Here is a 24,108-nt window from a genome sequence, read left to right as displayed (position 1 = left end):
GCTTCGAAGTCCTCTTTGGGATGGACCGGCTGGGCCGTCCGGGGTGTGCCAGCGGTCACGTCGGGTGCACTGGACCACCCGTTCGGTTGGGCAGGAGGGCCCTGATACGGCACGCTGTGACCCATGAAGCCACTCCCGCTCCCCCTCCGGGTCGCCGCGGGCCTCGCCGTCACCACCGCCGAGCGGGTTCGTGAGCTCCCGAAACAACTCACCGGTCTGCCGGTCACCGTCGTGAGCCAGGCACTGCAGCTGTCCATGCGCGTCCAACAGCACGTCACCGAGCTGGCCATCAAGGGCGACGACGCGCTGTCCCTGCTCCGTCCGGTCGAGGACACCCCCAGCTGGGCGACGTTCGACGAGGACGCCGAGCCCGACCTCGCACCCGCCCGGCCGAATCTGGTTCCGGTGGACGATCTTCCGCAGCCGCACGCGAACGGGCACCGCACGCCGGCGCCCGGCCTCGCCACCAATGTGGGGGACGAAGACGGGCCCGCAGACCCGTGGCTCGAAGAGGCGCGCGCGCTCGCCGAGGACCACGCCGAGGGTGAGAACGACAGTGCCGGTGGTCCGGCTACCCCTGACGACGGCGCCGGCCTCAGTCACCGGGTCGAGCCGGAAGTCCGCCCAGCCGACGGCGACGAGAGCACGAACCAAGCCGACGCACACAAGAAGGCGCACGAGAACGCGCACGAGAGTACCGGCGTGAGCGAGGGCGGAAGCGGACCGGCAGGACTCGCGGGCTACGACGAACTCACCCTGCCGCAGCTGCGTGCCCGGTTGCGCCGGCTCTCGGTGCCGCAGCTGGAGGAGCTGCTGGCCTATGAGAAGGACCACGCCGACCGGGCGTCGTTCACCGGGATGCTCGCTCGGCGCATCGCCAACGCGCGCAAAGCCGACGAGGTGAACGAGGACGGTCCCGCGTCAGGCACATGAGGCTGGCGCGTAAGCGATCCGCGTACCGGGAAAGCACCGCGTAACAGCGCTGAACCGTGAACCACGACCGAAAAACGGCGAAGCGCCCGAGCACACGACGACACCGGCGCGGAATGACCGCGCAGGCACCCGAACCCGCGGAGGCGGTATGAGTACCGAACCGGCCACCAGTGCGGAACAGCCCTGGCCGGTGCGCACCGTCGCGCGCAAGATCGGGGACTGGATCCACCGGCTCGGGGACGTGTGGGTCGAGGGGCAGGTCACGCAGATCAACGCGCGGCCCGGGACGCAGACCGCGTTCCTCACCCTGCGGGATCCCTCGGCGGACGTGTCGATGTCGGTCACGTGTCCGATGTGGCTGGTGCGCGAGCTGGAAACGCCGTTGCGCGAAGGGGATCGCGTCGTCGTGCACGCGAAGCCCTCGTACTTCTTCGGGCGCGGGACGCTCAGCCTGCGGGCCGATCGGATTCGCGCGGTCGGCATCGGGGAGCTGCTCGCGCGCATCGAACGGCTGCGCAAGCTGCTCGCCGCCGAAGGGCTGTTCGCCGTCGAGCGGAAACGGCCGATTCCGTTCCTGCCGCAGGGAATCGGCCTGATCACCGGCCGCGCTTCGGCGGCCGAGCGGGACGTGCTGGTGAACGCGCAGGCCCGGTGGCCGCACGTGCTGTTCAAGGTGGTGAACACCGCCGTGCAGGGACCGCAGGCGGTGCCGCAGATCCTTCGCGCTCTGTCCACTCTGGACAAAGATCCGGAGGTCGACGTGATCGTGCTCGCCCGCGGTGGTGGCAGCGTCGAGGATCTGCTGCCGTTCTCCGACGAGGCGCTCTGCCGGGCGGTCGCGGCGGCGGGCACGCCGATCGTGAGCGCCATCGGGCACGAGCCGGACACCCCGTTGCTCGACCACGTCGCCGATCTGCGCTGTTCCACGCCCACCGACGCGAGCAAGTGCATCGTGCCCGACGTGCGTGAGGAGAACGCGCGCGTGCGGCAGATGCGGGACCGCGGCCGCCGGGCGCTGCACGGATGGGTCGACCGGGAGACGCGGCTGCTCACCCAGCTGCGCAGCCGTCCGTCGCTGGCCGATCCGCTGGGTCCGGTGCAGCGCCGCCTGGACGACGTCGAGCTGCACCGCGAACGCGGGCGGCGCGCGATGCTCGGCCTGCTCGCCAAGGACCAGGCCGAGGTGGCCGGCGCCCGCGGCCGGCTGACCGCGCTCGGACCGGCGGCCACGATGGCGCGTGGCTACGCGGTCGTCCAGTTCACCGACGAGGCAGGCAACCTCCAGGTGCTGCGGTCCGTCTCCCAGGTCGAGGACGGCGCACGGCTGCGCGTGCGGGTCGCCGACGGGGCGGTCCACGCGGTCGCCGGATCCGTCGAAACCACCGAAGGGACGACCGCGAAAGGAGACGGGCCGTGAGAGCACCGGCGTTCCTGCCGCTCACCGTGGACGCCGCGGCCCGGCTCGGCGCCGAGGTGCTGCTGCGGCAGGCGCTGATCACCGACCGTGCCGCCGACGAATGCTGGACCACGCTGCTGGCCGGCTGCGGTACCGCCGCGCGCCGCGGGCTCGCGCCGCAGCTGCGCCGGCTTTCCGAAGCGGCTTCCGAGCACGTCGGGACGCGGTGGTGGTTCGACGAGGGCGCCGGGCACCGCCGGCGCGTGGCGGGGGCGCAGGAGAATCTGGAAGACGCGATCGCGGACGGTGACGGGCAGGAGTTCGCCCTCGCGTTCGTCGGCTACGACCACGCGATGGCCAGCGCGGTAGTGTGCGCGCACAGCCCCGTGCACCGGAAGGTCGGAGAACGTCCAGCGTGAGCGATTCAGCCAGCGAAACCGCCGGCCTCGGCTACGAGCAGGCCCGCGACCAGCTCGTCGAGGTCGTGAAGGAGCTCGAAGCGGGCGGCCTGTCCCTGGAGCAGTCGCTCGCGCTGTGGGAGAAGGGCGAGCAGCTCGCCAAGGTGTGCGAGCGGCATCTGGAAGGTGCGCGCGAGCGGATCGAGGCGGCGCTGGCGTCGGTCGAGGCCGACGACGCAGAGTGACCCGCACCATGCGCTGCTGAATCGTTCAGGTCAACCCGGCATCTGACAGACTGGTCATCCGCTGAGCAACTGTGATCCGGGAGGCCCGTATGACCACAGCCAGTGACCCGCGCCACGGAGAAGCGCCGGACCGCAACCTCGCGATGGAGCTGGTGCGCGTGACCGAGGCCGCCGCGATGGCGGCCGGCCGCTGGGTCGGCCGCGGCGACAAGATCGGCGGCGACGGCGCGGCGGTCGACGCGATGCGCCAGCTCGTCTCCACCGTCTCGATGCGAGGCGTCGTCGTGATCGGCGAAGGCGAGAAGGACGAAGCGCCGATGCTGTTCAACGGCGAGGAGGTCGGCAACGGCGACGGCCCGGACTGCGACGTCGCGGTGGATCCGGTCGACGGCACGACTCTGATGGCCAAGGGGATGCCGAACGCGCTGGCGGTGCTGGCGGTCGCCGAACGCGGCGCGATGTTCGACCCGTCCGCGGTGTTCTACATGGAGAAGCTCGCCGTCGGACCGGACGCGGCAGGCAAGGTGGACCTGGCCGCGCCGATCGCGGAGAACATCCGCCGGGTGGCCAAGGCGAAGAACTCCAGCGTCGGCGACGTCACGGTGTGCATCCTCGACCGGCCTCGGCACGAGCAGCTGGTCAAGGAGGTCCGCGCGGCGGGCGCCCGGATCCGGTTCATCTCCGACGGCGACGTGGCCGGCGCGATCGCCGCGGCCCGTCCGAGCACCGGCGTGGACATGCTGGTCGGCATCGGCGGGACGCCGGAGGGCATCATCGCCGCGTGCGCGCTGAAGTGCCTCGGCGGCGAGCTGCAGGGCCGGCTGTGGCCGAAGGACGCGGCGGAGCGGGACAAGGCACTGGCCGCCGGCCACGACCTCGACCGGATCCTGCTGAACGACGACCTCGTCACCGGCGACAACGTGTTCTTCTGCGCCACCGGGGTCACCGACGGCGACCTGTTGCGCGGCGTGCACTACCGCGCGGGCGGCGCGACCACGCAGTCCATCGTGATGCGGTCCAAGTCCGGCACGGTCAGACTGATCGACGGCTATCACCGGCTGGAGAAGCTCCGGGCCTACTCGTCCGTGAACTTCGACGGCAACCTCGAACTCGACGAGGACGACAGCGTGACCCCGCCCCTGCCCTAGAAAACACCGTAGAACCGCAAGGAGCTCCCCTGGTGCCGAAACGGTTGCCCGCCCTGCTGTCCACCCTCGTCGCCGGCTTGGCGCTCAGCTCGGGCAGCGCGGCCGCCGCTCCGGCGGTCATCGGCGGGACGGCCGCGGACCAGCCCTATCCGTACGTGGTCTCGCTGCACACCTCGTCCGGCGAGTTGTTCTGTGCGGGTTCGCTGATCGCCCCGTCGTGGGTGGTCACCGCGGCGCACTGCCTGTCTCCGGAGAAGCCCGCGACGATCAGTCTGCGCGTCGGCACGAACGACGCCGGCCAGGGCGGGGAAACGCCGAAGGCGGCCGAATTCGTGCTGAGCCCGCATTTCGACGCGGCCAACCAGACCGGCGACCTCGGGTTGATCCGGCTCGCCGAACCGGTGCGGGCCACGCCGGTGGCGATCGGCGGAACCGCCGCGCCGGGCAGCGACGTGCGGCTGCTCGGCTGGGGCCAGACCTGTGCCACCCCGGACTGCGGGCCGCTCGCCACGTCGTTGCAGCAACTCGACACGAAGCTCGTCGACGGTGCGAAGTGCACCTCGGCGTTCGACGGCACTTCCGAGCTGTGCACGGACAGCCCCGGCGGCAAGGCCGGTTCCTGCTACGGCGATTCCGGCGGCCCGGAGCTGGTCCGCGACGGCGACCGCTGGGTGCTGGCCGGCCTGGTCAGCCGGCCCGGCAACGGCTCCCCGACCTGCGCGACGGCGCCGTCCATCGCCACTTCGGTGGTGGCCTACCAGCCGTGGATCGCGGAGAAGACAGGCAGTTGACCTGCCCGGGAACGGGCCTCGTGGAGGGCGCGCTGAGCCCGGTCCAGGTGTCGTTGGCCCACGACGTCGCCGTCCACACCGAGCCGGACGTCCGGATCGGGCACCGTAGACCCTGAATCACTCCGCGTTGCTCGAATGGCCGGGGAACAGGTGTGCCTCCGGGTTCAGGGCCACCGCGATGTTGTTCACCGCGGTGGCGGCCTCGCCGAATCCGGTGGCGATCAGCTTCACCTTGCCCGGATACGCCGCGACGTCGCCGGCCGCGTAGACGCGCGGGCGGGCGGTCGCCATGGTCGAGTCGACCGAGATCGCGCGGTGGTCGATTTCCAGTCCCCAGCTTTCGATCGGGCCGAGGTCGGCGGTGAAACCGAGCGCCGCCACCACCGCGTCGGCACGCAGCTGCTCTTTCTCGCCGCCCTTCACCTCGACGTCCACCGCCGTCAGCTCACCGCCCGGCGCCGCGACGAAGCTGGTCACCTCGGCGTCGGTGACCAGCCGTACGCCCAGTTCCCGCACCTGCCGCACGATCGACTCCGCGGCCCGGAACCGGGCCCGGCGGTGCACGAGCGTGACGCTCGCCGCGACCGGGTGCAGCGCCAGGCACCAGTCGAACGCCGAGTCGCCGCCACCGACCACGACCACGTGCTGACCGGCGTGCGCGGCCAGCGACGGCACGAAGTGCACCATGCCGCGGCCGAGCCAGCCGTCTCCCGCGGGCAGCGGGCGCGGGGTGAACTCGCCGATCCCCGCGGTGATCAGCACGGCGCCGGCCCGCAGCACCTCACCGCCGTCGAGCGTCAGCTCCACGCCGTCTCCGACGTTCTCCAGCTTCTCCGCCTTGCGGCCGAGCAGGTAGCCCGGCCGCCACGGCTCGGCCTGCGCGACCAGGCCGTCCACCAGATCGCGGCCGCGAACGGCAGGGAAACCACCGACGTCGTAGATCATCTTCTCCGGGTACATCGCGGTGACCTGGCCTCCGGGTTCCGGCAGTGAATCGATCACGGCCATGGACAGGCCGCGGAATCCCGCGTAGTAGGCGGCGAAGAGACCGGTGGGTCCGGCGCCGATGACAGCGAGGTCGTAGGAATCCATGAAAGCTCGCTCCAAGCCCGTGGTGGTGGCGGTGATCGAGAACACAGCCGAGGATAGTCGCGTCCGGGTGACACGGTGGGCGAGGACACCACGCCGTCCGGCCGATTCGGGGCCAGAATCGGGGTATGGCTGAACAGGAATTCCGGATCGAACACGACACGATGGGTGAGGTCCGCGTCCCGGTCGACGCGCTCTACCGTGCGCAGACGCAGCGTGCCGTGGAGAACTTCCCGATCTCCGGCCGCGGTCTCGAGCGGGCCCAGATCCGCGCGCTCGGCCTGTTGAAGGCGGCCGCCGCCCGGGTGAACAAGCAGCTGGGCGTCCTGGAACCCGACGTCGCCGACGCGATCGCCGCGGCCGCGGACGAGGTGGCCGAGGGCAGGCACGACGAGCACTTCCCGATCGACGTGTTCCAGACCGGTTCCGGCACCTCGTCCAACATGAACGCGAACGAGGTCATCGCGACGCTGGCCACGCGTTCGCTGGGCCGTGACGTGCACCCGAACGACCACGTCAACGCCTCGCAGTCCTCGAACGACACCTTCCCGACCACGATCCACGTGGCCGCCACCGAGGCCGTGCTGACCGACGTGGTCCCGGCGCTGGAGCACCTCGCGGGCGTGATCGAGACGCGGGCGCGGGAGTGGCAGGACGTGGTCAAGTCCGGCCGCACGCACCTGATGGACGCGGTGCCGGTCACGCTCGGCCAGGAGGCCGGTGCGTGGGCCGCGCAGATCCGGTTCGGCGTCGAACGGCTGCAGTCCGGCCTGCCGCGGCTGGGTGAGCTGCCGATCGGCGGAACCGCGGTCGGATCCGGGCTGAACGCACCGGAGGGCTTCGGCGCCGCGGTCGCGGCCGAGCTGGCGAACCTGACCGGGTTGCCGCTCACCGAGGCACGCGACCACTTCGAGGCGCAGGCGACCCAGGACGGTGTGGTCGAGACCTCCGGGCACTTGCGCACGGTCGCGGTGTCGCTGAACAAGATCGCGAACGACCTGCGCTGGTTGGGTTCCGGTCCGCGCGCCGGGCTCGCCGAGCTGGCGCTGCCGGACCTGCAGCCGGGTTCGTCGATCATGCCGGGCAAGGTCAACCCGGTCATCCCGGAGGCGACGCTGCAGGTGGTCGCGCAGGTCATCGGCAACGACGCGGCGGTGGCGTTCGCCGGTGCGGCAGGGAACTTCCAGCTCAACGTGAACCTGCCGGTGATCGCACGCAACGTGCTGGAGTCGGCGCGGCTGCTCGCGGCGGTTTCCCGGTTGCTGGCCGACAAGGTCTTCGCCGGCGTCACCGCGAACACCGACCGCGCACGGGAATACGCCGAGGGTTCGCCGTCGATCGTCACGCCGCTGAACAAATACATCGGCTACGAAGCGGCGGCGTCGGTGGCGAAGCAGGCGCTCAAGGAGCTGAAGACGATCCGGGAGGTCGTCATCGAGCGCGGCTTCGTGAAGGACGGCAAGCTCACCGAAGCACAGCTGGACGAGGCTCTCGACGTTTTGCGCATGGCGCGCGGCGGAAAGTAGCTCAGCGGTCCGTGCAGGCCTCCTCGATGAGGCCTGCACGGCCTTCCCGGTCGGTCTGCTGAACCGCGGGTGAACTCCTGATGCACGCGGGAGGGGTCCCGTTTTCCGGCGCCTAGGGTGGACCTCTCGCGAATTCGCGCAGGGGGAAGGATCGCCGTGGGCTTCGGGGAGATCGTGCGGAGCCTCGCCGAGGTGCTCACCTCCGGTCGGGGCATCGTCCCGATCGCGGTCGTGGCCGGGGCGACGATCGCCGCCCCGCTGATCGACCGTTACGTGATCCGGCGCAGGCGGCTGCTTTTCCGGGTCCTGTACAACTCGAAGATCGGCCTCAGCCCGGTCATCCTCGGCGACGGCCACGACGGTGCGGCACAACAGGATCCCGAGCTGGCCCGCACAGTCCGGCTGCTGGAACCGCTCAGCGTGGTCGTGATCCGCATCCGCAACACCGGCAGTTTCGACATCCGCCCGGAGGATTTCGAGCATCCGCTGCAGTTCACCTTCGGCGACCGGGTGGTGTGGGACGCGCGGGTGTCCGAGGCCCGCGACGGCCTGCGTGACGTGGTGCGCAACGGGCTCGAGTTCTTCACCGACCACGAACCCGACCCGGAACCGGTCCCCGAGTCCGCGCGGCTGTCCGGTCTGCGGGCCCTGTTGCCGCAGCGGCTCACGGATTTCCTGCGCCAGCCCGATCCGTCCGCTGTGCGGACCCGCGCACCGCAGTGGCACGGCGTGCAACTCGGGCAGCTTTCCCTGAAACGGCGCGAAAAGTTCAAGCTCGTGGTGGTGCTGCGCGAACCGGACAGCTGGCCGGGCGGCACCCTGTCGAAGGAATGGGCGTGGACCGGACGGCTCGGTGGGGGCCGGATCAAGGACGAACGCAAGCAGCGCTGGCTGTCCTGGCCGGTGATCACGGTGGCGATCGGGGTACTGCTGACCGGGGCGCTGATCAGCACGCTGATCGTGGCCGCCTCGCAGTCGGCCGAGCCCGGCTGCGGGACCGGTTCGCTGTCCGTGCACGGGTCGAGTGCGTTCGCGCCGATCATCGACAACGTCGCACACGAGTACCACCGGCAGTGCCCGGGCGCGGGGATCACGACGCGGGCCACGGGCAGCGTTTCGGCGGTCCGCGAACTCGGACCGCTTCCTCCGGAGGGGAAGGACAGCCTCGCCGTGCTGTCCGACGGCAAGGCAACCGGTCCCGACCTGGTGGCACAGCCGGTGGCGGTGCTGATGTACAGCATGGTGGTCAACAGTGCGGCGGGAGTCGACCGGCTGACCACCGACCAGGTGCGCGGGATCTTCGGCGGCCGGTATCGCGACTGGGCACAGCTGCGGCCGGGGCCGTCGCTGCCGATCCGCATCGTCGGCCGCGGGCAGGAATCGGGTACGCGCATCACGTTCGAGCACAAGGTGTTGAGCGCCGCCGAACCTGCGTTGTCTTCGGACGACTGCCGGACGGCGGGGCGCGCGCCGGACGCGACGGTGGTCCGCTGCGAGCGCGGAACGACCGCCGAGCTGCTGCACGCCGTCGGCGAGACGCCCGGCGCGGTCGGATACGCGGACGCGCCGGCCGCCAAAGTCGAGTCAGTCCGGGGCGGCAAGGTGACCGTGGCCCAGCTCGACGGCCGTTACCCGGACGCGACCAGCATCGACGCCGGTTACCGCTTCTGGACGGTCGAGTACCTGTACACGAAAGGGGTACCGGAGAACGATTCGCTGCTCAAGCTGTTCCTGGACTACCTGCGCAGCAGCACCGCGCGGGCGGAACTGCAGGACGCGGGCTACACACCGTGCGTGACGAAGCAGGGTCTGCCGGAGCCGCATTGCACCCGTCCGGACGCTTGAGCCGGTTTTTGTCGGTGGCCGGGGTCATCATGGTCGGGTGTTGCTCACCGACCTCGTCACCGCCTCCGCCGAGCTGACGGCCACCCGGTCCAGGAAGGCGAAAATCGCCGTACTGGCCGGCGTGCTGCGCGCGGCCGCGCCCGCCGAGCTGCCCGCCGTGATCGCCTACCTCACCGGGCAGACCGCGCAGGACCGGCTGGGCGCGGGCTGGCGCACCCTCGCCGAGCTCGCCGTCCCGCCCGCGTCGGAGCCGGCCGTCGAGGTGGGCGAACTCGACGCGGCGCTCACCGAGGTCGCGGCCGCCACCGGGGCCGGTTCGGTCAAACGGCGTGCGGAGGTGCTCACCGCGCTGTTCGCCCGGCTCACCAGGGCCGAGCAGGAGTTCGTCGTCCGGCTCGTCACCGGAGAGCTGCGGCAGGGCGCGCTGGAGGGGGTGATGGTCGAGGCGGTGGCGGTCGCCGCCGAGGTGGGCCTCGAGCAGGTGCGGCGAGCGTTCATGCTGTCCGGCCGGCTGCCGGTCACCGGGCACGCAGCGCTGACCGGAGGCGCGGACGCGCTCGCACGGTTCCGGCTGGCAATCGGCCGTCCGGTGCGGCCGATGCTGGCCTCGCCGGCGGAATCGCTGGACGAGGCCGCCGCCGAGCACCGGCACGCGCTGGTCGAGTACAAAATGGACGGTGCGCGGATCCAGGTGCACCGCCAGGGCACCGATGTCCACGTCTACACCCGTACGTTGCGCGAGATCACGTCCAGCGTCGCCGAGCTGGTGGAGCTGGTGCGGTCGCTGCCGTGCGAATCGGTGGTGCTGGACGGGGAGACGCTGGCGCTCAGCGACGACGGCAGGCCGCGGCCGTTCCAGGAGACGATGAGCCGTTTCGGCAGCACGCGGGAGGAGCAGGTGCGGGCGTTGCTGCTGCGGCCGTACTTCTTCGACTGCCTGCACCTCGACGGCGTGGATCTGCTCGACGCACCGCTGTCCGAACGCAACGCGGCGTTGCGCCGGGTGGCCGGCCCGCACGTGATCCCGGGCGAGGTGGAGCCGGCCGATCCGGCCGCGGTGCTCGAAGGCTCGATGGCGGCAGGTCACGAGGGCGTGATGGTGAAGGACCTCGATTCGGTCTACGCGGCGGGGCGGCGCGGACGTGCCTGGCTCAAGGTGAAACCGGTGCACACCATCGATCTCGTGGTGCTCGCCGCGGAATGGGGACACGGCAGGCGCACCGGCAAGCTGTCCAATCTGCACCTCGGCGCGCGGGATCCGGACGGCGGTCCGCCGATCATGGTGGGCAAGACGTTCAAGGGCCTCACCGACGAGCTGCTGGCCTGGCAGACCGAGCGGTTGCAGGAGATCGAAACCCATCGGGACCGCTGGACGGTTTACGTGCGGCCCGAGCTGGTGGTGGAAATCGAGCTGGACGGCGCGCAGGTCAGCACGCGGTATCCGGGCGGGCTGGCGTTGCGGTTCGCGCGGGTGGTGCGCTACCGCCCGGACAAGGAGCCGGCGGAGGCGGACACCATCGACACGATTCGGTCGCTGCTGCGAGGGGATCGGGCGGAATGATGCTTCGTACTGGATTCCACGCTGTCGCCCGGAGAATCGCGCGGGAGGTCGGGGTGCGGGTGGGTTCTCTTGCCGTGCGATGTTTCCGGCTCGGACTTGCGGTGCGGGGATCGCTGTGGCCGCGTCGTCGTGGACTGGAGTGGGAGCGGCCGGGCGGCTGGCCGGGTAACTCAGCCGCGGACCCGGCGGAACGCGTTCAGCGGATCGTTGAACCCTGCGGTCAGCAAGGCACGGACCGCGCTGCGGTCGTCCGCCGGTTTGCCCGCCGCCAGCCGATGCAGCTGCTGGGTGTGCCACTGGATCTCCAGCAGGCTGTCGGCGAGCCGGATTCCGGTGCGCGGACACCGCCGCTGCGCGAGCACGTCCTGCCCGGCCAGCAGCCGTCCGGGCAGCTGCGGATCCACTGTGTACGGACGCCCGAGCCCGATCACGTCCAGCGCACCGGAACCGAGCGCTTCGGCCATCGCGGACGCCGTGGTGAAACCGCCGGTCACCATCAGCGCGACGTCGCTGACTTGGCGGGCTTTCGACGCGTAGTCAAGGAAATACGCTTCCCGTCGCGCGGTGCTCGCCCGCACCGTGCCCACCATTGCGGCCTTTTCGTAGGTCCCGCCGGAAATCTCCAGCAGGTCGATACCCGCCTCGCCGAGTGCCCGGACCACCCGCAGCGACTCGTCCTCGTCGAAGCCACCACGCTGGAAGTCGGCGCTGTTCAGCTTCACCGAAACCGGCACCCGATCCCCCACCGCGCCCCGTACGGCGCGCACCACCTCGAGCAGGAACCGGCTGCGGTCCCGGCCCCACTCGTCCTCACGCCGGTTCACCAGCGGGGAGAGGAACTGCGAGATCAGATAACCGTGTGCGCCGTGCAGCTGCACGCCCGCGAACCCGGCGTCCACGAACGTCCGCGCAGCCAGCGCGAACCGCGCCACGATGGCCTCGATCTCGTTCCCGGTGAGTGCGCGGGGAGGCGCGAACGCGGTGCGCACGCCGCGGTCGCCGAACGGCACCGCGGACGGCGCGACGGGCTGCCGCGACAGGTACCGCGGGCTCTGACGGCCGGGGTGGTTGAGCTGAACCCACAGTCGCGCGTCCGTGCCCTCGACTGTCCGCGCCCACCGCCGGTACGCCGCGGCGTCCGGACGGGCCGGCAGGGCCACGTTCCGCGGTTCGCCGAGCGCGGCCGGGTCGACCATCACGTTGCCGGTCACGAGGAGCCCCGCGCCACCGCGTGCCCAGGTCCGGTAGAGCTCGGCCAGCTCGGCGGTCGGCGCGTTGCGGCGGTCACCGAGCTGCTCGCTCAACGCCGACTTCGCGAGCCGGTGCGGCAGGACAGCGCCGCAGCGCAGCTGGAGCGGTTCGGCCAGCAGTTCCCGGGTGGCTGTCATCGCGGTCCCGTCGTCGCAGCGAACTTACTTCTGGTAAGGATACTGCACAGTAGGTACCGGCGGTATGGCTGCTGTCCCGCCCGGGGACCACTAGGGTCGGCAGGCATGACGGCCATAGTGCAGAACCTGGTCACGTCGGGTGTGTTCGAGCTCGACGGCGGCAGCTGGAACGTGGACAACAACGTCTGGATCGTCGGCGACGACACCGAGGTGATCGTGATCGACGCGGCGCACGACGCGGACGCCATCGCCGACGTGGTCGGGGACCGCGCCGTCCGCGCGATCGTCTGCACACACGCGCACAACGACCACGTCAACGCCGCCCCCGCGCTGGCAGAGCGCACCGGCGCGCCGATCCTGCTGCACCCGGACGACCGCGTCGTCTGGGACCTGACCCACCCGGACCGCGCCCCCGACGGCGAACTGGCCGACGGACAGCGGATCACCGTCGCCGGCACCGACCTCACCGTGCTGCACACCCCCGGTCACGCCCCGGGCGCGGTCTGCCTGCACAGCCCGGACCTGGGCGTCCTGTTCACCGGCGACACGCTCTTCCACGGCGGCCCCGGCGCGACCGGCCGGTCGTACTCGGACTACCCGACCATCGTGCGCTCCATCCGCGAACGCCTCTTCGCCCTACCGGAAACGACGACCGTCCACACCGGCCACGGCGAAGGCACCACGATCGGCGCGGAACAGGCAACGTCCACCACCTGGCCCGAAGCCTGAGCCGACACAGCCACGCCCCTGCCCCGCCGCCACGCCACGCCGCCCGCGCCAAGCCCGACCCGCCGACCGGACCTACCGGACAACCCGCCGCCCGGCGCCGGCGGGCCGACGGATGGGACCCGGTCGACCGGTGCCGCCGGTCCAGCGGGGCCGGGTCGGTCGACCAGTGCCGCCAGTCGAGTGGGGCCTGGTTCCGGTCGACCAGTGCCGCCAGTCCAGCGGAACGGCCCAGCCGACCGGTGCCGCCAGTCCAGCGCGGGCTGGTTCCGGTCGACCAGTGCCGCCAGTCCAGCGGAACGGCCCAGCCGACCGGTGCCGCCAGTCCAGCGCGGGCTGGTTCCGGTCGACCAGTGCCGCCAGTCCAGCGGAACGGCCCAGCCGACCGGTGCCGCCAGTCCAGCGCGGGCTGGTTCCGGTCGACCAGTGCCGCCAGTCCAGCGAGACGGGACGAGTCGGTCGACCGGCGCTACCGGATCAGTTCTGTCGCCGAGGCCGCCGGGTCCGCCCTGATCTGCCGGGCCATCCGGATACGTCTCGTTCACCGGGCGAGCCCGTTCCGCCGGGCAAGCTTGTCCCACCGCGCCTACCTGGCGCGCGGGCTCGGGAGTACCGGGCCAGTCCGATCGAGCCGGGTCAGGTCGACCCGCCGGGCCTGGCCCACCGGAACTGCCGGGTTCACCAGCGCCTGCATGCCCCCCGGAACTGCCGAATCCGCCGTGTCTGCCGGTCGCCCGGGTCGCCCGATCCGCCAGGTCAGCTGCTCTTGGGTCAGCCCGTCCACCGTTTCCCTACCCGGGTCGGCTGATCACAGCACCGGCCCCCGCGTTTACAGCCGACCCGACCAGGTCAGCCAGACTCCCCGGTCAACCCAGTCGGCCGCGGCCAGGACAATGCGTCAGCAACGGCCGTCCGACCTCGTCAACAGGGTTCAATCCGTCCACCGGGCAGCCATGGCCCTATCCGTCCACCGGGCGGCCGTGGCCATGCCCGATCAGCTCGCCGCGGGGGCGGTACCCGACCAGCCGGCCGTAGAGCCCTGCCGCGTCACTCGCCGCCCCACCGTCCGTCGTGTCCCGACCGCCCCACCGTCCGCCGTGTCACGAACGCACCGCCCGCACGCCCGACCCGCCGCTTCGTCCTGCCGTTATCCGGTCAGCCGGGGGCTTGCCGGCTCCGCGCGGGCTCGGTGCTTGACCTCCGCTGCCAGCGCGCGTGCCCAGGTTTGCAGGCCGGCCACGTCGATGCCGTGTGGCGGGGACTCGCGGTAGGGCTCGACGTTCTCCGCGCCGCGTTCGAGCAGGGCGGACGCGCCGGTGCTGTTGCCGCGCAGTGCGTGCGTCATGCCGACCGCCAGCTGGGCCAAGCCACGCCACAGCTCCCGGTCGGGGCCGTCGGTGGACTTCCACGCGTCCTCGAACACCTCGTGTGCATGGAAGGGGCGGCCGGCGTCGAGCAGGTCCTGCGCCTCGGCCAGGGTCTCCTGCGGCGTACGCACCACACCCTCCGGCTGGCGGGCCACTCCCGCCGACCCGTACGGCAACGGCCGGCCCAGGCCGTCACGCGGGCGGGAGTTGCGCGCGCGGCCTGTTTCGTCGCGATCACGGCTGTTCACGAGGCCATTGTCCCACGGGGCACGCCGGGTTCGCGCCCTGCGCGCGGGCCACGTAGCCTGGGGACTCGTGCGCTTTCTGGATGGGCATGTGCCCGCTCACGATCTGACCTACGACGACGTGTTCCTGCTGCCGAACCGTTCGGACGTCGAATCCCGGTTCGACGTCGACTTGTCCACTGTGGACGGTACCGGCGCGACGATTCCCGTGGTGGTCGCCAACATGACTGCCGTCGCCGGTCGCCGGATGGCGGAGACGGTGGCCCGCCGCGGCGGGCTGGTGGTGCTGCCGCAGGACGTCGACACGGCCGCGGTCGCCGAAATCGTCACTTGGGTGAAGAGCCGGAACCCGGTGTGGGATACGCCGCTGGTGCTCACCGGCGGTGACGCGGTGGCGGACGCGCTCAACCTCGTGCACAAGCGAGCGCATGGCGCGGTGGTGATCGTCGACGGCGACGGCAAACCGGCGGGCATCGTCGACGAAGCCGCCTGCGCGGGCGTGGACCGCTTCGCCCGGCTGGCCGACGTCGCCCAGCCCCCGGCTGTCGCAGTGCCACTGGAAACCCCACCGCGGGAGGTCTTCGAGCGGCTGCACGAGCATGGCGGACGGCTGGCGCTGGGCCTCGACGCGGAAGGGCGGCTCGCCGGCGTGCTCACCGAGGTGGGCGCCCTGCGCGCGGGCGTCTACACGCCTGCCGCCGACGCGGAGGGCAGGTTGCGCGTGGCCGCGGCCATCGGGGTGAACGGCGACGTCGCGGGCAAGGCCGAGGCGGTGCTGGCCGCCGGGGTCGACGTGCTGGTGGTCGACACCGCGCACGGGCACCAGGAAAAGATGATCGCCGCGTTGAAGGCGGTCCGGTCGGTCTCGCCGAAGGTGCCGGTGGTGGCCGGCAACGTGGTCACCGCCGAGGGCACCCGTGACCTGATCCAGGCCGGCGCGGACGTGGTCAAGGTCGGCGTCGGGCCAGGCGCCATGTGCACCACCCGGATGATGACCGGTGTCGGCCGTCCGCAGTTCTCCGCCGTCGCCGAATGCGCGGCCGCAGCCCGTGAGCTGGGCAAAAACGTGTGGGCGGACGGCGGGGTGCGGCATCCGCGGGACGTCGCGCTGGCACTGGCCGCCGGCGCGTCCGCGGCGATGGTGGGCTCGTGGTTCGCCGGCACCCACGAGTCACCCGGCGACCTGCGTTACGACGAGCAGGGCCGCCCGTACAAGGAGTCGTTCGGCATGGCGTCGAAGCGCGCGGTCGGCGCCCGCACGCGCACCGACAACGTCTTCGACCGAGCACGCAAGGCCCTGTTCGAAGAGGGCATCTCCTCGTCCCGTATGGCGCTCGACCCGGCGCGCCCGGGGGTGGAGGACCTGCTCGACTCGATCTGCTCGGGAGTGCGCTCGTCCTGCACCTACGCGGGCGCGCGCACGCTCGAAGAGCTGCACGCCCGCGCGCTGCTGGGTGTGCAGTCGGCCGCCGGATTCGCCGAGGGACGCCCCCTGCCCTCCGGCTGGTGATCCTCGTGAGTGGCTGGGCCGGTCAGAACCGGCCCAGCCACTCACGACGTCAGGTGTGGTCCTCCAGCATCTCCGTGACCAGGGCGGCGATCGGCGAGCGTTCGGAGCGGGTCAGGGTCACATGCGCGAACAGCGGGTGCCCCTTCAACTTCTCGATCACCGCCGAGACGCCGTCGTGCCGGCCGACGCGGAGGTTGTCCCGCTGGGCCACGTCGTGCGTGAGCACCACCCGCGACGCGGTGCCGAGCCGGGAGAGCACCGTGAGCAGCACGTTGCGCTCCAGCGACTGGGCCTCGTCCACGATCACGAACGAATCGTGCAGCGAGCGGCCGCGGATGTGCGTGAGCGGCAGGACTTCCAGCATGCCGCGGTCGAACACCTCGTCCAGCACGTCCTGGCTGACCAGCGCGCCGAGCGTGTCGAACACCGCCTGCGCCCACGGCTGCATCTTCTCGCTCTCGGACCCGGGCAGGTAGCCCAGCTCCTGGCCGCCGACCGCGTAGACCGGCCGGAACACCACGACCTTGCGGTGCTGCCGGCGTTCCATCACCGCCTCCAGGCCCGCGCACAGCGCCAGCGCCGACTTCCCGGTGCCGGCGCGGCCGCCGAGGGAGACGATGCCGACGTCGGAGTCGAGCAGCAGGTCGAGCGCCACGCGCTGTTCGGCCGAACGGCCGTGCAGGCCGAACGCCTCCCGGTCGCCGCGCACGAGCCGGACCCGCTTGTCCGCGGTGACCCGGGCGAGCGCGCTGGAACTGCCGGCGAGCAGCCGCAACCCGGTGTGACAGGGCAGCTCCCCCAGCTCGGGCAGCCCGAACTCGGCCGGCTCCGCCGAGCCGTCGGAGAAAAGCGCGTCGATCAGCTCCTGCGGGGCGTCCGCGTCCGCCATGCCCGTCCAGCCCGAGGGCGTGACCTCCTGGGCGCGGTACTCGTCCGCGACGAGGCCGACGGCCCCCGCCTTGACCCGCAGCGGGATGTCCTTCGTCACCAGCGTGACCTGCTCGCATTCGCCGGCGAGGTTGAGCGCGCAGGCGAGGATGCGGTGGTCGTTGGAGTCGGTGCGGAAGCCCACCGGGAGCACGGACGGGTCCGTGTGGTTCAGCTCCACCTGCAGCGTGCCGCCGTGCTCTCCGACCGGGACCGGCGTGTCCAGCCGGCCGTGCAGCCGGCGCAGGTCGTCGAGCATGCGGAGCGACTCCCGGGCGAACCACCCCAGCTCCGGGTGGTGGCGCTTGGCCTCCAGTTCACTGATGACGACCAGCGGGAGCACCACGGCGTGTTCGGCGAACCGGGTGAGCGCCCACGGGTCGGACAGCAGCACCGACGTGTCGAGCACGTAGGTGCAGCGCGGGGATTCGGGCGAGATCGAGGCTTTCTCCGGCGCCGGGGCACCGGTCGAAGAACGGCCAGAGGCCTTGCGGGGTGAACGCTGCGCAGTCACGACGGCATCTCCCTCGAGGGCGTGTGCACCCCACGCCCGCACTCGCTGGGCCGGGCACCTCCCTGGCGGCTCGCACTCCCCGACGCCGGATGCGTCAGGGCACGCGGCCACGGGGGCCGGGTGCCGGCCCCCTCGTGCCTCGTGTGGGCGGCTGAGCCGCCCCCTCGATCAACGCCACGACCAGGGCCTCCCGCGAGAACCCGCACGGAACGCGAGCCCTCTCTTCCGGACGGTACCGACGTCCGCCGGATCGTGCAGGCAGCCACACAGGTGATTCGCCGATTCGTCATCTCACCGTCGGTGGGCCGACACGAATGCCAGGCGTTCTCACGCAGAGTGATCGAGTGGTTCGATCGGGCGGTCGCGCAGTCGAATGAATTCAGTGGAATTCTCACCCAGTGCATGGAAAATAGCAGGAAGAAAGCTTTTACCACGGGGTCGCGTCGAATGCATTTCGCGCACGGGAGAGTGGACCTGACCGAGTGAAAGCCGCCGGTCCAGGCTCACACAATGGGAGTACAGGGCATTCGCAATCGGCCGTTTGCAGGTAATTTTCTCACCGCGGGACACACCACCGGAACACTCGGTGCCCGGATCCCAGTTAGTTCAACTTAGGAGTGTGCGAAGTGCTGAAGAAGGCTGGAATCGTCGCTGGTGCGGCCGCGGGCCTGATGATGATCGGCGGAACGGCGTTCGCTTCGCCGGCCGACGACACGACCGGCACCCCCGACCCGACGTTCGGCGACGCGTACGCCACCTTCATCGAAGGCGGCGGCGCGCTGGGCTACGGCGCCGCTTCCCTGGTCGCCGGCGCCTACACCGGTGTCGCCACGACCCCGGCGCTGGTTGCCCACTCGCTGGAGCACCACGGCCACTGAGGTCGGCAGTGAAAGGCCCCGGAGCTTCGGCTCCGGGGCCTTTCGCCGTCTGCCGGATTTACCGAGTCGGCGGGCGACCGATCGCCGGCCATCGACTGGTCCGCCTACCGAGTCGACGGGCCGTCCGATTACCGGCCGACGAGCGGTCCGGGTACCGAATCGACGGCGGGTCGGCGGCGGGCGGATGGTTCGCTTGCCGATTGCCGGACCGGCGGGGCGGGTTTGTCTGTCGACAAGTCTCGGTGCCCCAACGGTTTCGTGGTGAAAACGGCGTGTGTTCAGTTGCCGAACCGGCGGTGGCGCCAGGCGTAGTCACGCATTGCGCGCAGGAAGTCCACCCGGCGGAATGCGGGCCAATAGGCCTCGGTGAACCAGAATTCCGAATGCGCCGACTGCCACAGCAGGAATCCGGACAGCCGCTGTTCACCGGAGGTGCGGATGATCAGGTCCGGATCCGGCTGGCCGGAGGTGTACAGGTGCTCGGAGATGTGGTCCACGTCGAGCATTTTCGCGAGCTCGCGAATGGAGGTGCCCTCGTCCGCGTGGTGCAGCAGCAGCTTGCGCACGGCATCGGCGATCTCCTGCTGCCCGCCGTAGCCGACCGCGACGTTCACCTCCATGCCGGCGCGGTCCGCGGTCCGCTCGGCCGCCTCGGTGAGCTTCTTCGCCACTTCGGCCGGCAGCAGGTCCAGCGCCCCCACGATGCGCAACCGCCAGGGCACGCCGGGTGCGGCCAGATCGTCGACGACACCGGTGATGGTTCCCAGCAGCGGAGTGAGCTCGTCCGGATCGCGGTTGAGGTTGTCCGTGGACAGCAGCCACATGGTCACGACCTCGACCTCGGCCTCCCGGCACCAGCTCAGGAAGTCGGCGATCTTCTTCGCCCCCGCCCGGTGCCCGTCGGCGACGTCGGCGAGCCCGGCCTCACGCGCCCACCGGCGGTTCCCATCGAGGATGATGGCGATGTGCCGCGGATGCTTGCCTGCCGCCTGCTGGATCAGGCGGCGACCGTAGACGCTGTAGACGACGTCGGACAGGAATGATCGGAGGCTCACGTCAGCTGAGCGTACGCACCCCTGGCATCCGGGTGTGACGCACCACGGGGGCTGGCGAAAAGCCTACGGTCCCGTAGCGTGGGTTCGGTGAGCGTGACGACCGAGCCCCCACTGCCACCCGTGGACACCAGGCCCCGGCTGCGGGGCCACATCCACTTCTGGTCCTTCTTCGGCGCGCTCGCCGGCGCCGCCACGCTGATCAGCCTCGCCGCCGCCACCGTGTCTCCGGTCGCGGTACTGGCCACGTCGATTTACGGCCTGACCGTCATGGGCTTGTTCGGAGTGAGCGCGCTGTACCACCGCCGGCTCTGGAGCCCGCGCGCGTACAAGTGGATGAAACGCGCCGACCACTCGATGATTTTCCTGTTCATCGCCGGCACCTACACCCCGTTCACGCTGCTGGCCATGTCGAAGCCCACCGGATACGTCATCCTGGGCATCGTCTGGGGTGGCGCGGTGCTGGGCGTGGCGATGAAGATGCTCTGGCCGCACGCCCCCCGCTGGCTGGGCGTGCCGATCTACATCGCACTGGGCTGGGTGGCGGTGTTCGTCCTGCCCGAACTCGCCCACCACGCCGGCGCGGCCGCCTTGGTCCTGATCTGCGTGGGCGGCCTCTTCTACACGCTGGGAGCAGTCTTCTACGGGGTGAAGTGGCCCAACTACCACTCGGAAACCTTCGGATACCACGAGTACTTCCACGCGTGCACAGTGCTGGCCGCGGTGTCCCACTACATCGCGATCTGGCTGGCCATGTACGCCTAGCTGCGGTTTTACCCTCGCCTCACGCCCAGGCCTTCACAGCGAATCCGGCCCCGTCGCGGGTGATTTCGGCGGCTCCGGGGCCGGCGAAGTGGGCTGGGATGACTAGTTCGCGTTCGTCGGCGGCGCGTTCCAGGACTCGGCGGCGGGTGGTGGCTGCTTGGGCCGGGTTTTCGCAGAAGCAGCTGTTGTGTTCCGGGGCCAGGATTTGCACCGGGCTGTGCAGGAGGTCTCCGGCGAACACGGCGCGGTCGCCTTCGGAGTCGAGGCGGAGCACGGACGAGCCGGGGGTGTGGCCGGGCGCGGGTTCGAGGAGCAGGTTCCGGTCGATGCGGTAGCCGTCTTCCCACAGCGTCGCCCGATGCAGCACGGGGGCGACGCTGTCCCCGTAGACCAGGTGGCTGCCCTGACGCCGCACCTGGTCGTAGGCGGTTTTCGGGGACGGGCGGAGGTGCTCGTTGCGGGGGTCGAAGTAGTGCTGGTCGGCGCGCGGGATGAGGTACGTGGCGTTGGGGAACGTCGGTACCCAGCCGTCGTCCCAGCGCGTGTTCCAGCCGACGTGGTCGTAGTGGATGTGCGTGTTGACCACCAGGTCCACGTCCTCCGGCTGGACGCCGACGGCGGCCAGCCGGTCGAGGAAACCGGTGCGCAAGTGGTCGAACAGCGGGATCTGCGGCCGCTCCCGGCCGTTCCCGACTCCGGTGTCCACCAGGATCACCTTGCCCTCGCTGCGTAGCACCCACGTCTGCACGGCGCCGTGGTACTGGTCCGGCTCCGGACGCCAGTGGTCGGGGACGAGCAGGGACGCGTTGTCCCGCCACAGTTCGGGCGGACTGGGCACGATGCCCCTCGCGGGCGCGATCTCGCCTTCCCATTCGACAACTCGGCGGACTTCGACAGCGCCTAGCCGGATGTTCTCCATACCTGCACACTAGGCCGCAAGCATGAGACGGAGAATGTCTCGCAGCTGCAGGATGATACGTGAAAGTCTCAATACCGAGCGCTACGCTGGATCCATGGACCTTCTCAGCGACGCGATCGCGGTGATGCGCACCGGCGAGCCGGCGTCGAACCGCATGTGTGTCGGCACGGAGTGGAGCTATCGGTTCGCCTCCTACGCCGGCGCCGGCTTCCACGTGCTCCTGCGCGGCTCCGGCTGGTTGCTGACCGAGCGGGGCGGTCCCGTCCGGCTCGGGCCGGGCGACGCTGTGCTGCTCCCGCACGGCAGCGCGCACGTGCTGTCGAGCACTCCGGACGACCGGCGCGCGGTGCCGTTCGAGACCGCGGTCGCACAGCCGGGCGGGACCACCGACGTGCTGTGCGGGAAGTACCGGTTCGACCGTTCCCGCGCGCATTTCCTGATGTCCGCGCTGCCCGAGGTGATCCACCTGCCTGCCGAGATCGGCACGCATCCCGAACTGCGCGCGGCGATTTCGTTGCTCGGCAACGAGGTGCACGGCACACGACCGGGCAGGGACGCCGCTGTGGGCGGCCTGCTCGATCTGCTGCTCGCCTATCTGATCCGGGCGTGGCTGGCGGAGAACTCCGCGGACGGGTGGCCAAAGGCCCTGCACGACAAGGAAATCGCTGCCGCGCTGGAGGCGTTGCACGCCGATCCGGCACGCCCGTGGCAGCTCGCCGAGCTGGCCGCGGAGGTCGGGCTTTCCCGCGCGACATTGGCACGTCGCTTCACCGCGTTGACCGGGCGGCCTCCGATGGCGTACCTCACCTGGTGGCGGATGACGACCGCTGCACAGCTCCTGCGAGACAGTGAACGAGCGTTGCCCGCTATCGCGCGACGGGTGGGGTACAGCTCGCCTTTCGCGTTCTCACACGCCTTTAAGCGACAGTTCGGTGTCGCGCCTGCTCTGTACCGGTCAGCTGTCGAGCATGGGAGCGGCGAGGAACTGCTTCGGGATGGCGAAGGCGTCGACGAGAGTGCGCGCGTGCGGGCGTAGTGCACCGCACAGGCTGTTGACGGCAGCTGTCACCGCCTTCGAGCGCGATGCGGTAATGCGGCCGTGCTCCAAGAACCACGCGCGGTCGGCTTCGATAGCTGAAAGCGCGTACAGGTCGCAGACACGCTCGAGAAGTGCCTTCGCCTCGGGGTCAGTACAGGCCTCGACCGCGCGCACGAAGGCCTCGAGGACCAGCCGCTCGACGTGTACGCGACCGACGAGCAACACGTGGTCTTGCGCGCTGTTGAAGACGCCGAAGGGATCCTTCCCTGCCTTACGCAGGCGGTTGGCGACGCCGTCGAGTACGTGGCCCTCGCGGTCCTCGAAGAGCTGCAGCTGCCACTCGCGATCGAAAAGCACCACAGCGTCGTCGGAATCGGTGAAGCGCTCGACAAACTGCCGCGCGGCGGTGCGCTCCAGCACGGTGTCCACCAGCTGCTCGGCGACGAAGCGCGCGGTCGCCAGCGGACTGAGGTCCTGGAAGTGCTCCTTGTACCGCGTCAGCAAGCTCTTCGCGACCAGCTGCAGCAGTACCGTGTTGTCGCCTTCGAACGTGGTGAAGACGTCGGTGTCGGCTTTGAGGCCCGGGAGCAGGTTCTCCGACAGGTATCCCGCGCCACCGCACGCCTCGCGCGCAGCCTGGATCGTGCTGGTGGCGTGCCAGGTCTGCGCGGCCTTCAACCCGGCCGCACGGGATTCCAGCTCGCGCTGCTCCTCCTCCGGCGCGTCCGCGGCGATGTCGTTCAGCTTCGCGACGAGCTCTTCCTGCGCGAAGTGCAGCGCATACGTCTTCGCCAACGCCGGCAGCAGCTTCCGCTGGTGCCCGAGGTAGTCGAGGATCACCACCTCGTCCCCGTCCGGGCTCTGGAACTGGCGACGCCGCTCGCCGTAGCGGATGGCCAGCGCGAGCGCGCGTTTCGTCGCGTTGCCGGCGCTGCCGCCGACGCTCACGCGGCCGCGGATCAGCGTGCCGAGCATGGTGAAGAACCGGCGCCCGTCGCTCTCGATCGGACTGGAATACCTACCGTCCGCGGCGACGTCGCCGAAACGGTTCAGCAGTGCTTCCCGCGGCACCCGCACGTGGTCGAACGACAACCGTCCATTGTCGACTCCGTTGAGGCCGGCCTTCGGTCCGCAGTCCTCGATGGTCACACCCGGTGCCGCAGCCCCGGATTCGTCGCGGATCGGCACCAGGAAGGCGTGCACGCCACGCTCCTCACCGCCGGTGACGAGTTGCGCGAACACCACTGCGACACGGCCGTCCCGCGCGGCGTTGCCGATGTATTCCTTGGTGGCGCCGGGATCCGGACTGTCTACTACGAACTCTCCACTCACCGCGTCATAGGTGGCGGTGGTGTGCAGGTGCTGGACGTCCGAACCGTGGCCGTGCTCGGTCATCGCGAAACAGCCGAGCAGATCGAGATCCATGATGCGGCGCAGGTACTTCTCGTGGTGGCGTTCGGTGCCGAGCAGTTGCACGGCGCCCCCGAACAGGCCCCACTGGACCCCGGCCTTGACCATCAGCGACAGGTCGCCGAGCCCGAGCATCTCGAACGACATCACCGAACCGCCGACATCGCCCGCACCGCCGTACGCCGGGTCGAAACCGAGCGCGGGACGGTCGGTGGCAGCGAGTTTCCGCAGCTGGTCGAGCACCTGCGCACGGTGTTCCTCGACGCCGAGCGCACCGGCGTCGAGGAACTCCTCGGTGGCCATCTGCGCGCGTACGCCGCGTTTCAGCTCGCTCCACCGCCCGTCGAGCACGGCGGTGAGCAGTTCCGGGTCCACCTTCTCGGGCACGGCAGGGACGTCCACGGCTCCTCCGATGCGGCTGGCTGGCTGCTTACCG

21 protein-coding genes are annotated in these 24,108 nt (G+C 70.6%); 14 read left to right on the top strand and 7 right to left on the bottom strand.

Annotated elements, in window-relative coordinates; genetic code table 11:
* The first annotated feature begins 123 nt into the window (after positions 1 to 123).
* From BJY18_RS29555 to BJY18_RS29530, 6 genes are all read left to right on the top strand, one after another.
* Entirely contained in the window at positions 124 to 933 is an 810-nt protein-coding gene (locus tag BJY18_RS29555) for a lipid droplet-associated protein (protein WP_184783176.1), read from the top strand.
* 148 nt (positions 934 to 1,081) lie between these two features.
* Positions 1,082 to 2,350 (top strand): exodeoxyribonuclease VII large subunit, encoded by a 1,269-nt coding sequence (gene xseA, locus BJY18_RS29550; RefSeq protein WP_184783175.1) that lies wholly within the window; start codon positions 1,082 to 1,084, stop codon positions 2,348 to 2,350.
* The gene (locus BJY18_RS29545; RefSeq protein WP_184783174.1) at positions 2,347 to 2,748 is read left to right on the top strand and encodes a hypothetical protein; all 402 of its coding nucleotides are present in this window, start codon (positions 2,347 to 2,349) and stop codon (positions 2,746 to 2,748) included. The genes xseA and BJY18_RS29545 overlap by 4 nt, the downstream gene beginning before the upstream one ends.
* Complete coding sequence (locus BJY18_RS29540) at positions 2,745 to 2,972, top strand: exodeoxyribonuclease VII small subunit (protein WP_184783173.1); 228 nt, start codon at positions 2,745 to 2,747, stop codon at positions 2,970 to 2,972. Before BJY18_RS29545 ends, BJY18_RS29540 begins: the two co-directional genes overlap by 4 nt.
* A gap of 89 nt (positions 2,973 to 3,061) precedes the next feature.
* Positions 3,062 to 4,120, top strand: coding sequence for a class II fructose-bisphosphatase (glpX, locus tag BJY18_RS29535; RefSeq protein WP_184783172.1), 1,059 nt, complete (start codon positions 3,062 to 3,064; stop codon positions 4,118 to 4,120).
* A 32-nt stretch (positions 4,121 to 4,152) separates the two neighbouring features.
* On the top strand, positions 4,153 to 4,911 hold the full coding sequence (locus tag BJY18_RS29530) for a S1 family peptidase (protein WP_184783171.1): 759 nt from the start codon (positions 4,153 to 4,155) through the stop codon (positions 4,909 to 4,911).
* 117 nt (positions 4,912 to 5,028) lie between these two features.
* Here BJY18_RS29530 and BJY18_RS29525 read toward each other — a convergent pair whose 3' ends face one another.
* A complete protein-coding gene (locus BJY18_RS29525) occupies positions 5,029 to 6,003 on the bottom strand; it encodes an NAD(P)/FAD-dependent oxidoreductase (RefSeq protein ID WP_184783170.1) in 975 nt (324 codons plus the stop codon).
* 125 nt (positions 6,004 to 6,128) lie between these two features.
* Here BJY18_RS29525 and BJY18_RS29520 point away from each other — a divergent pair, with 125 nt between their 5' ends.
* The 3 genes from BJY18_RS29520 to BJY18_RS29510 all read left to right on the top strand — a co-directional run bounded on the left by BJY18_RS29520 (position 6,129) and on the right by BJY18_RS29510 (position 10,932).
* A complete protein-coding gene (locus BJY18_RS29520) occupies positions 6,129 to 7,526 on the top strand; it encodes a class II fumarate hydratase (RefSeq protein ID WP_184783169.1) in 1,398 nt (465 codons plus the stop codon).
* A 156-nt stretch (positions 7,527 to 7,682) separates the two neighbouring features.
* Complete coding sequence (locus BJY18_RS29515) at positions 7,683 to 9,371, top strand: PstS family phosphate ABC transporter substrate-binding protein (protein ID WP_184783168.1); 1,689 nt, start codon at positions 7,683 to 7,685, stop codon at positions 9,369 to 9,371.
* A gap of 37 nt (positions 9,372 to 9,408) precedes the next feature.
* Positions 9,409 to 10,932: an ATP-dependent DNA ligase gene (locus BJY18_RS29510; protein ID WP_184783167.1), complete on the top strand. Its 1,524-nt coding sequence runs from the start codon at positions 9,409 to 9,411 to the stop codon at positions 10,930 to 10,932.
* Between the two features lie 170 nt (positions 10,933 to 11,102).
* Here BJY18_RS29510 and BJY18_RS29505 read toward each other — a convergent pair whose 3' ends face one another.
* Positions 11,103 to 12,320 (bottom strand): NADH:flavin oxidoreductase/NADH oxidase family protein, encoded by a 1,218-nt coding sequence (locus BJY18_RS29505; RefSeq protein ID WP_184783166.1) that lies wholly within the window; start codon positions 12,318 to 12,320, stop codon positions 11,103 to 11,105.
* 105 nt (positions 12,321 to 12,425) lie between these two features.
* Between BJY18_RS29505 and BJY18_RS29500 the strand changes: the two genes are divergently transcribed.
* Positions 12,426 to 13,049 (top strand): MBL fold metallo-hydrolase, encoded by a 624-nt coding sequence (locus BJY18_RS29500; RefSeq protein WP_184783165.1) that lies wholly within the window; start codon positions 12,426 to 12,428, stop codon positions 13,047 to 13,049.
* A gap of 1,144 nt (positions 13,050 to 14,193) precedes the next feature.
* Here the strand turns inward: BJY18_RS29500 and BJY18_RS29495 are convergent.
* Entirely contained in the window at positions 14,194 to 14,661 is a 468-nt protein-coding gene (locus BJY18_RS29495) for a DUF309 domain-containing protein (RefSeq protein ID WP_184783164.1), read from the bottom strand.
* 67 nt (positions 14,662 to 14,728) lie between these two features.
* Here BJY18_RS29495 and guaB1 point away from each other — a divergent pair, with 67 nt between their 5' ends.
* Positions 14,729 to 16,168 carry a GMP reductase gene (guaB1, locus tag BJY18_RS29490; RefSeq protein WP_184783163.1) on the top strand — a complete coding sequence of 480 codons (1,440 nt, stop codon included), beginning with the start codon at positions 14,729 to 14,731 and terminating at the stop codon, positions 16,166 to 16,168.
* Between the two features lie 49 nt (positions 16,169 to 16,217).
* Here guaB1 and phoH2 read toward each other — a convergent pair whose 3' ends face one another.
* Positions 16,218 to 17,504, bottom strand: a complete 1,287-nt coding sequence (phoH2, locus tag BJY18_RS29485) for an RNA 5'-3' helicase PhoH2 (RefSeq protein ID WP_312874125.1) — start codon at positions 17,502 to 17,504, stop codon at positions 16,218 to 16,220.
* Positions 17,505 to 18,235: 731 nt separating this feature from the next.
* Between phoH2 and BJY18_RS29480 the strand changes: the two genes are divergently transcribed.
* The gene (locus tag BJY18_RS29480; protein ID WP_184783161.1) at positions 18,236 to 18,487 is read left to right on the top strand and encodes a hypothetical protein; all 252 of its coding nucleotides are present in this window, start codon (positions 18,236 to 18,238) and stop codon (positions 18,485 to 18,487) included.
* Between the two features lie 278 nt (positions 18,488 to 18,765).
* On the opposite strand, the gene BJY18_RS29475 is transcribed toward BJY18_RS29480, so the two are convergent.
* On the bottom strand, positions 18,766 to 19,542 hold the full coding sequence (locus BJY18_RS29475) for an isoprenyl transferase (RefSeq protein ID WP_184783160.1): 777 nt from the start codon (positions 19,540 to 19,542) through the stop codon (positions 18,766 to 18,768).
* A gap of 120 nt (positions 19,543 to 19,662) precedes the next feature.
* Between BJY18_RS29475 and trhA the strand changes: the two genes are divergently transcribed.
* The gene (gene trhA, locus BJY18_RS29470) at positions 19,663 to 20,304 is read left to right on the top strand and encodes a PAQR family membrane homeostasis protein TrhA (RefSeq protein WP_446680367.1); all 642 of its coding nucleotides are present in this window, start codon (positions 19,663 to 19,665) and stop codon (positions 20,302 to 20,304) included.
* A gap of 19 nt (positions 20,305 to 20,323) precedes the next feature.
* On the opposite strand, the gene BJY18_RS29465 is transcribed toward trhA, so the two are convergent.
* Complete coding sequence (locus BJY18_RS29465) at positions 20,324 to 21,223, bottom strand: MBL fold metallo-hydrolase (RefSeq protein WP_184783158.1); 900 nt, start codon at positions 21,221 to 21,223, stop codon at positions 20,324 to 20,326.
* Positions 21,224 to 21,317: 94 nt separating this feature from the next.
* Here BJY18_RS29465 and BJY18_RS29460 point away from each other — a divergent pair, with 94 nt between their 5' ends.
* On the top strand, positions 21,318 to 22,259 hold the full coding sequence (locus BJY18_RS29460) for an AraC family transcriptional regulator (protein ID WP_184783157.1): 942 nt from the start codon (positions 21,318 to 21,320) through the stop codon (positions 22,257 to 22,259).
* Here the strand turns inward: BJY18_RS29460 and BJY18_RS29455 are convergent.
* The gene (locus tag BJY18_RS29455) at positions 22,179 to 24,074 is read right to left on the bottom strand and encodes an acyl-CoA dehydrogenase family protein (protein WP_184783156.1); all 1,896 of its coding nucleotides are present in this window, start codon (positions 24,072 to 24,074) and stop codon (positions 22,179 to 22,181) included. The two genes, BJY18_RS29460 and BJY18_RS29455, sit on opposite strands and share 81 nt — an antisense overlap.
* Positions 24,075 to 24,108: the final 34 nt, after the last annotated feature.

The sequence above is a fragment of the Amycolatopsis jiangsuensis genome (assembly GCF_014204865.1).
Taxonomy (GTDB): Bacteria; Actinomycetota; Actinomycetes; order Mycobacteriales; family Pseudonocardiaceae; genus Amycolatopsis; species Amycolatopsis jiangsuensis.
The sequence above is the reverse complement of the archived record's forward strand: the minus strand, read 5'-3'. Positions and strand labels throughout refer to the sequence as shown.

Bases quoted from the DNA above. Each gene is read 5' to 3' on its own strand.
- BJY18_RS29555 (WP_184783176.1), top strand. From the start codon at position 124: ATGAAGCCACTCCCGCTCCCCCTCCGGGTCGCCGCGGGCCTCGCCGTC.
- xseA (WP_184783175.1), top strand. From the start codon at position 1,082: ATGAGTACCGAACCGGCCACCAGTGCGGAACAGCCCTGGCCGGTGCGC.
- glpX (WP_184783172.1), top strand. From the start codon at position 3,062: ATGACCACAGCCAGTGACCCGCGCCACGGAGAAGCGCCGGACCGCAAC.
- BJY18_RS29525 (WP_184783170.1), bottom strand. From the start codon at position 6,003: ATGGATTCCTACGACCTCGCTGTCATCGGCGCCGGACCCACCGGTCTC.
- BJY18_RS29520 (WP_184783169.1), top strand. From the start codon at position 6,129: ATGGCTGAACAGGAATTCCGGATCGAACACGACACGATGGGTGAGGTC.
- BJY18_RS29505 (WP_184783166.1), bottom strand. From the start codon at position 12,320: ATGACAGCCACCCGGGAACTGCTGGCCGAACCGCTCCAGCTGCGCTGC.
- BJY18_RS29500 (WP_184783165.1), top strand. From the start codon at position 12,426: ATGACGGCCATAGTGCAGAACCTGGTCACGTCGGGTGTGTTCGAGCTC.
- BJY18_RS29465 (WP_184783158.1), bottom strand. From the start codon at position 21,223: ATGGAGAACATCCGGCTAGGCGCTGTCGAAGTCCGCCGAGTTGTCGAA.
- BJY18_RS29460 (WP_184783157.1), top strand. From the start codon at position 21,318: ATGGACCTTCTCAGCGACGCGATCGCGGTGATGCGCACCGGCGAGCCG.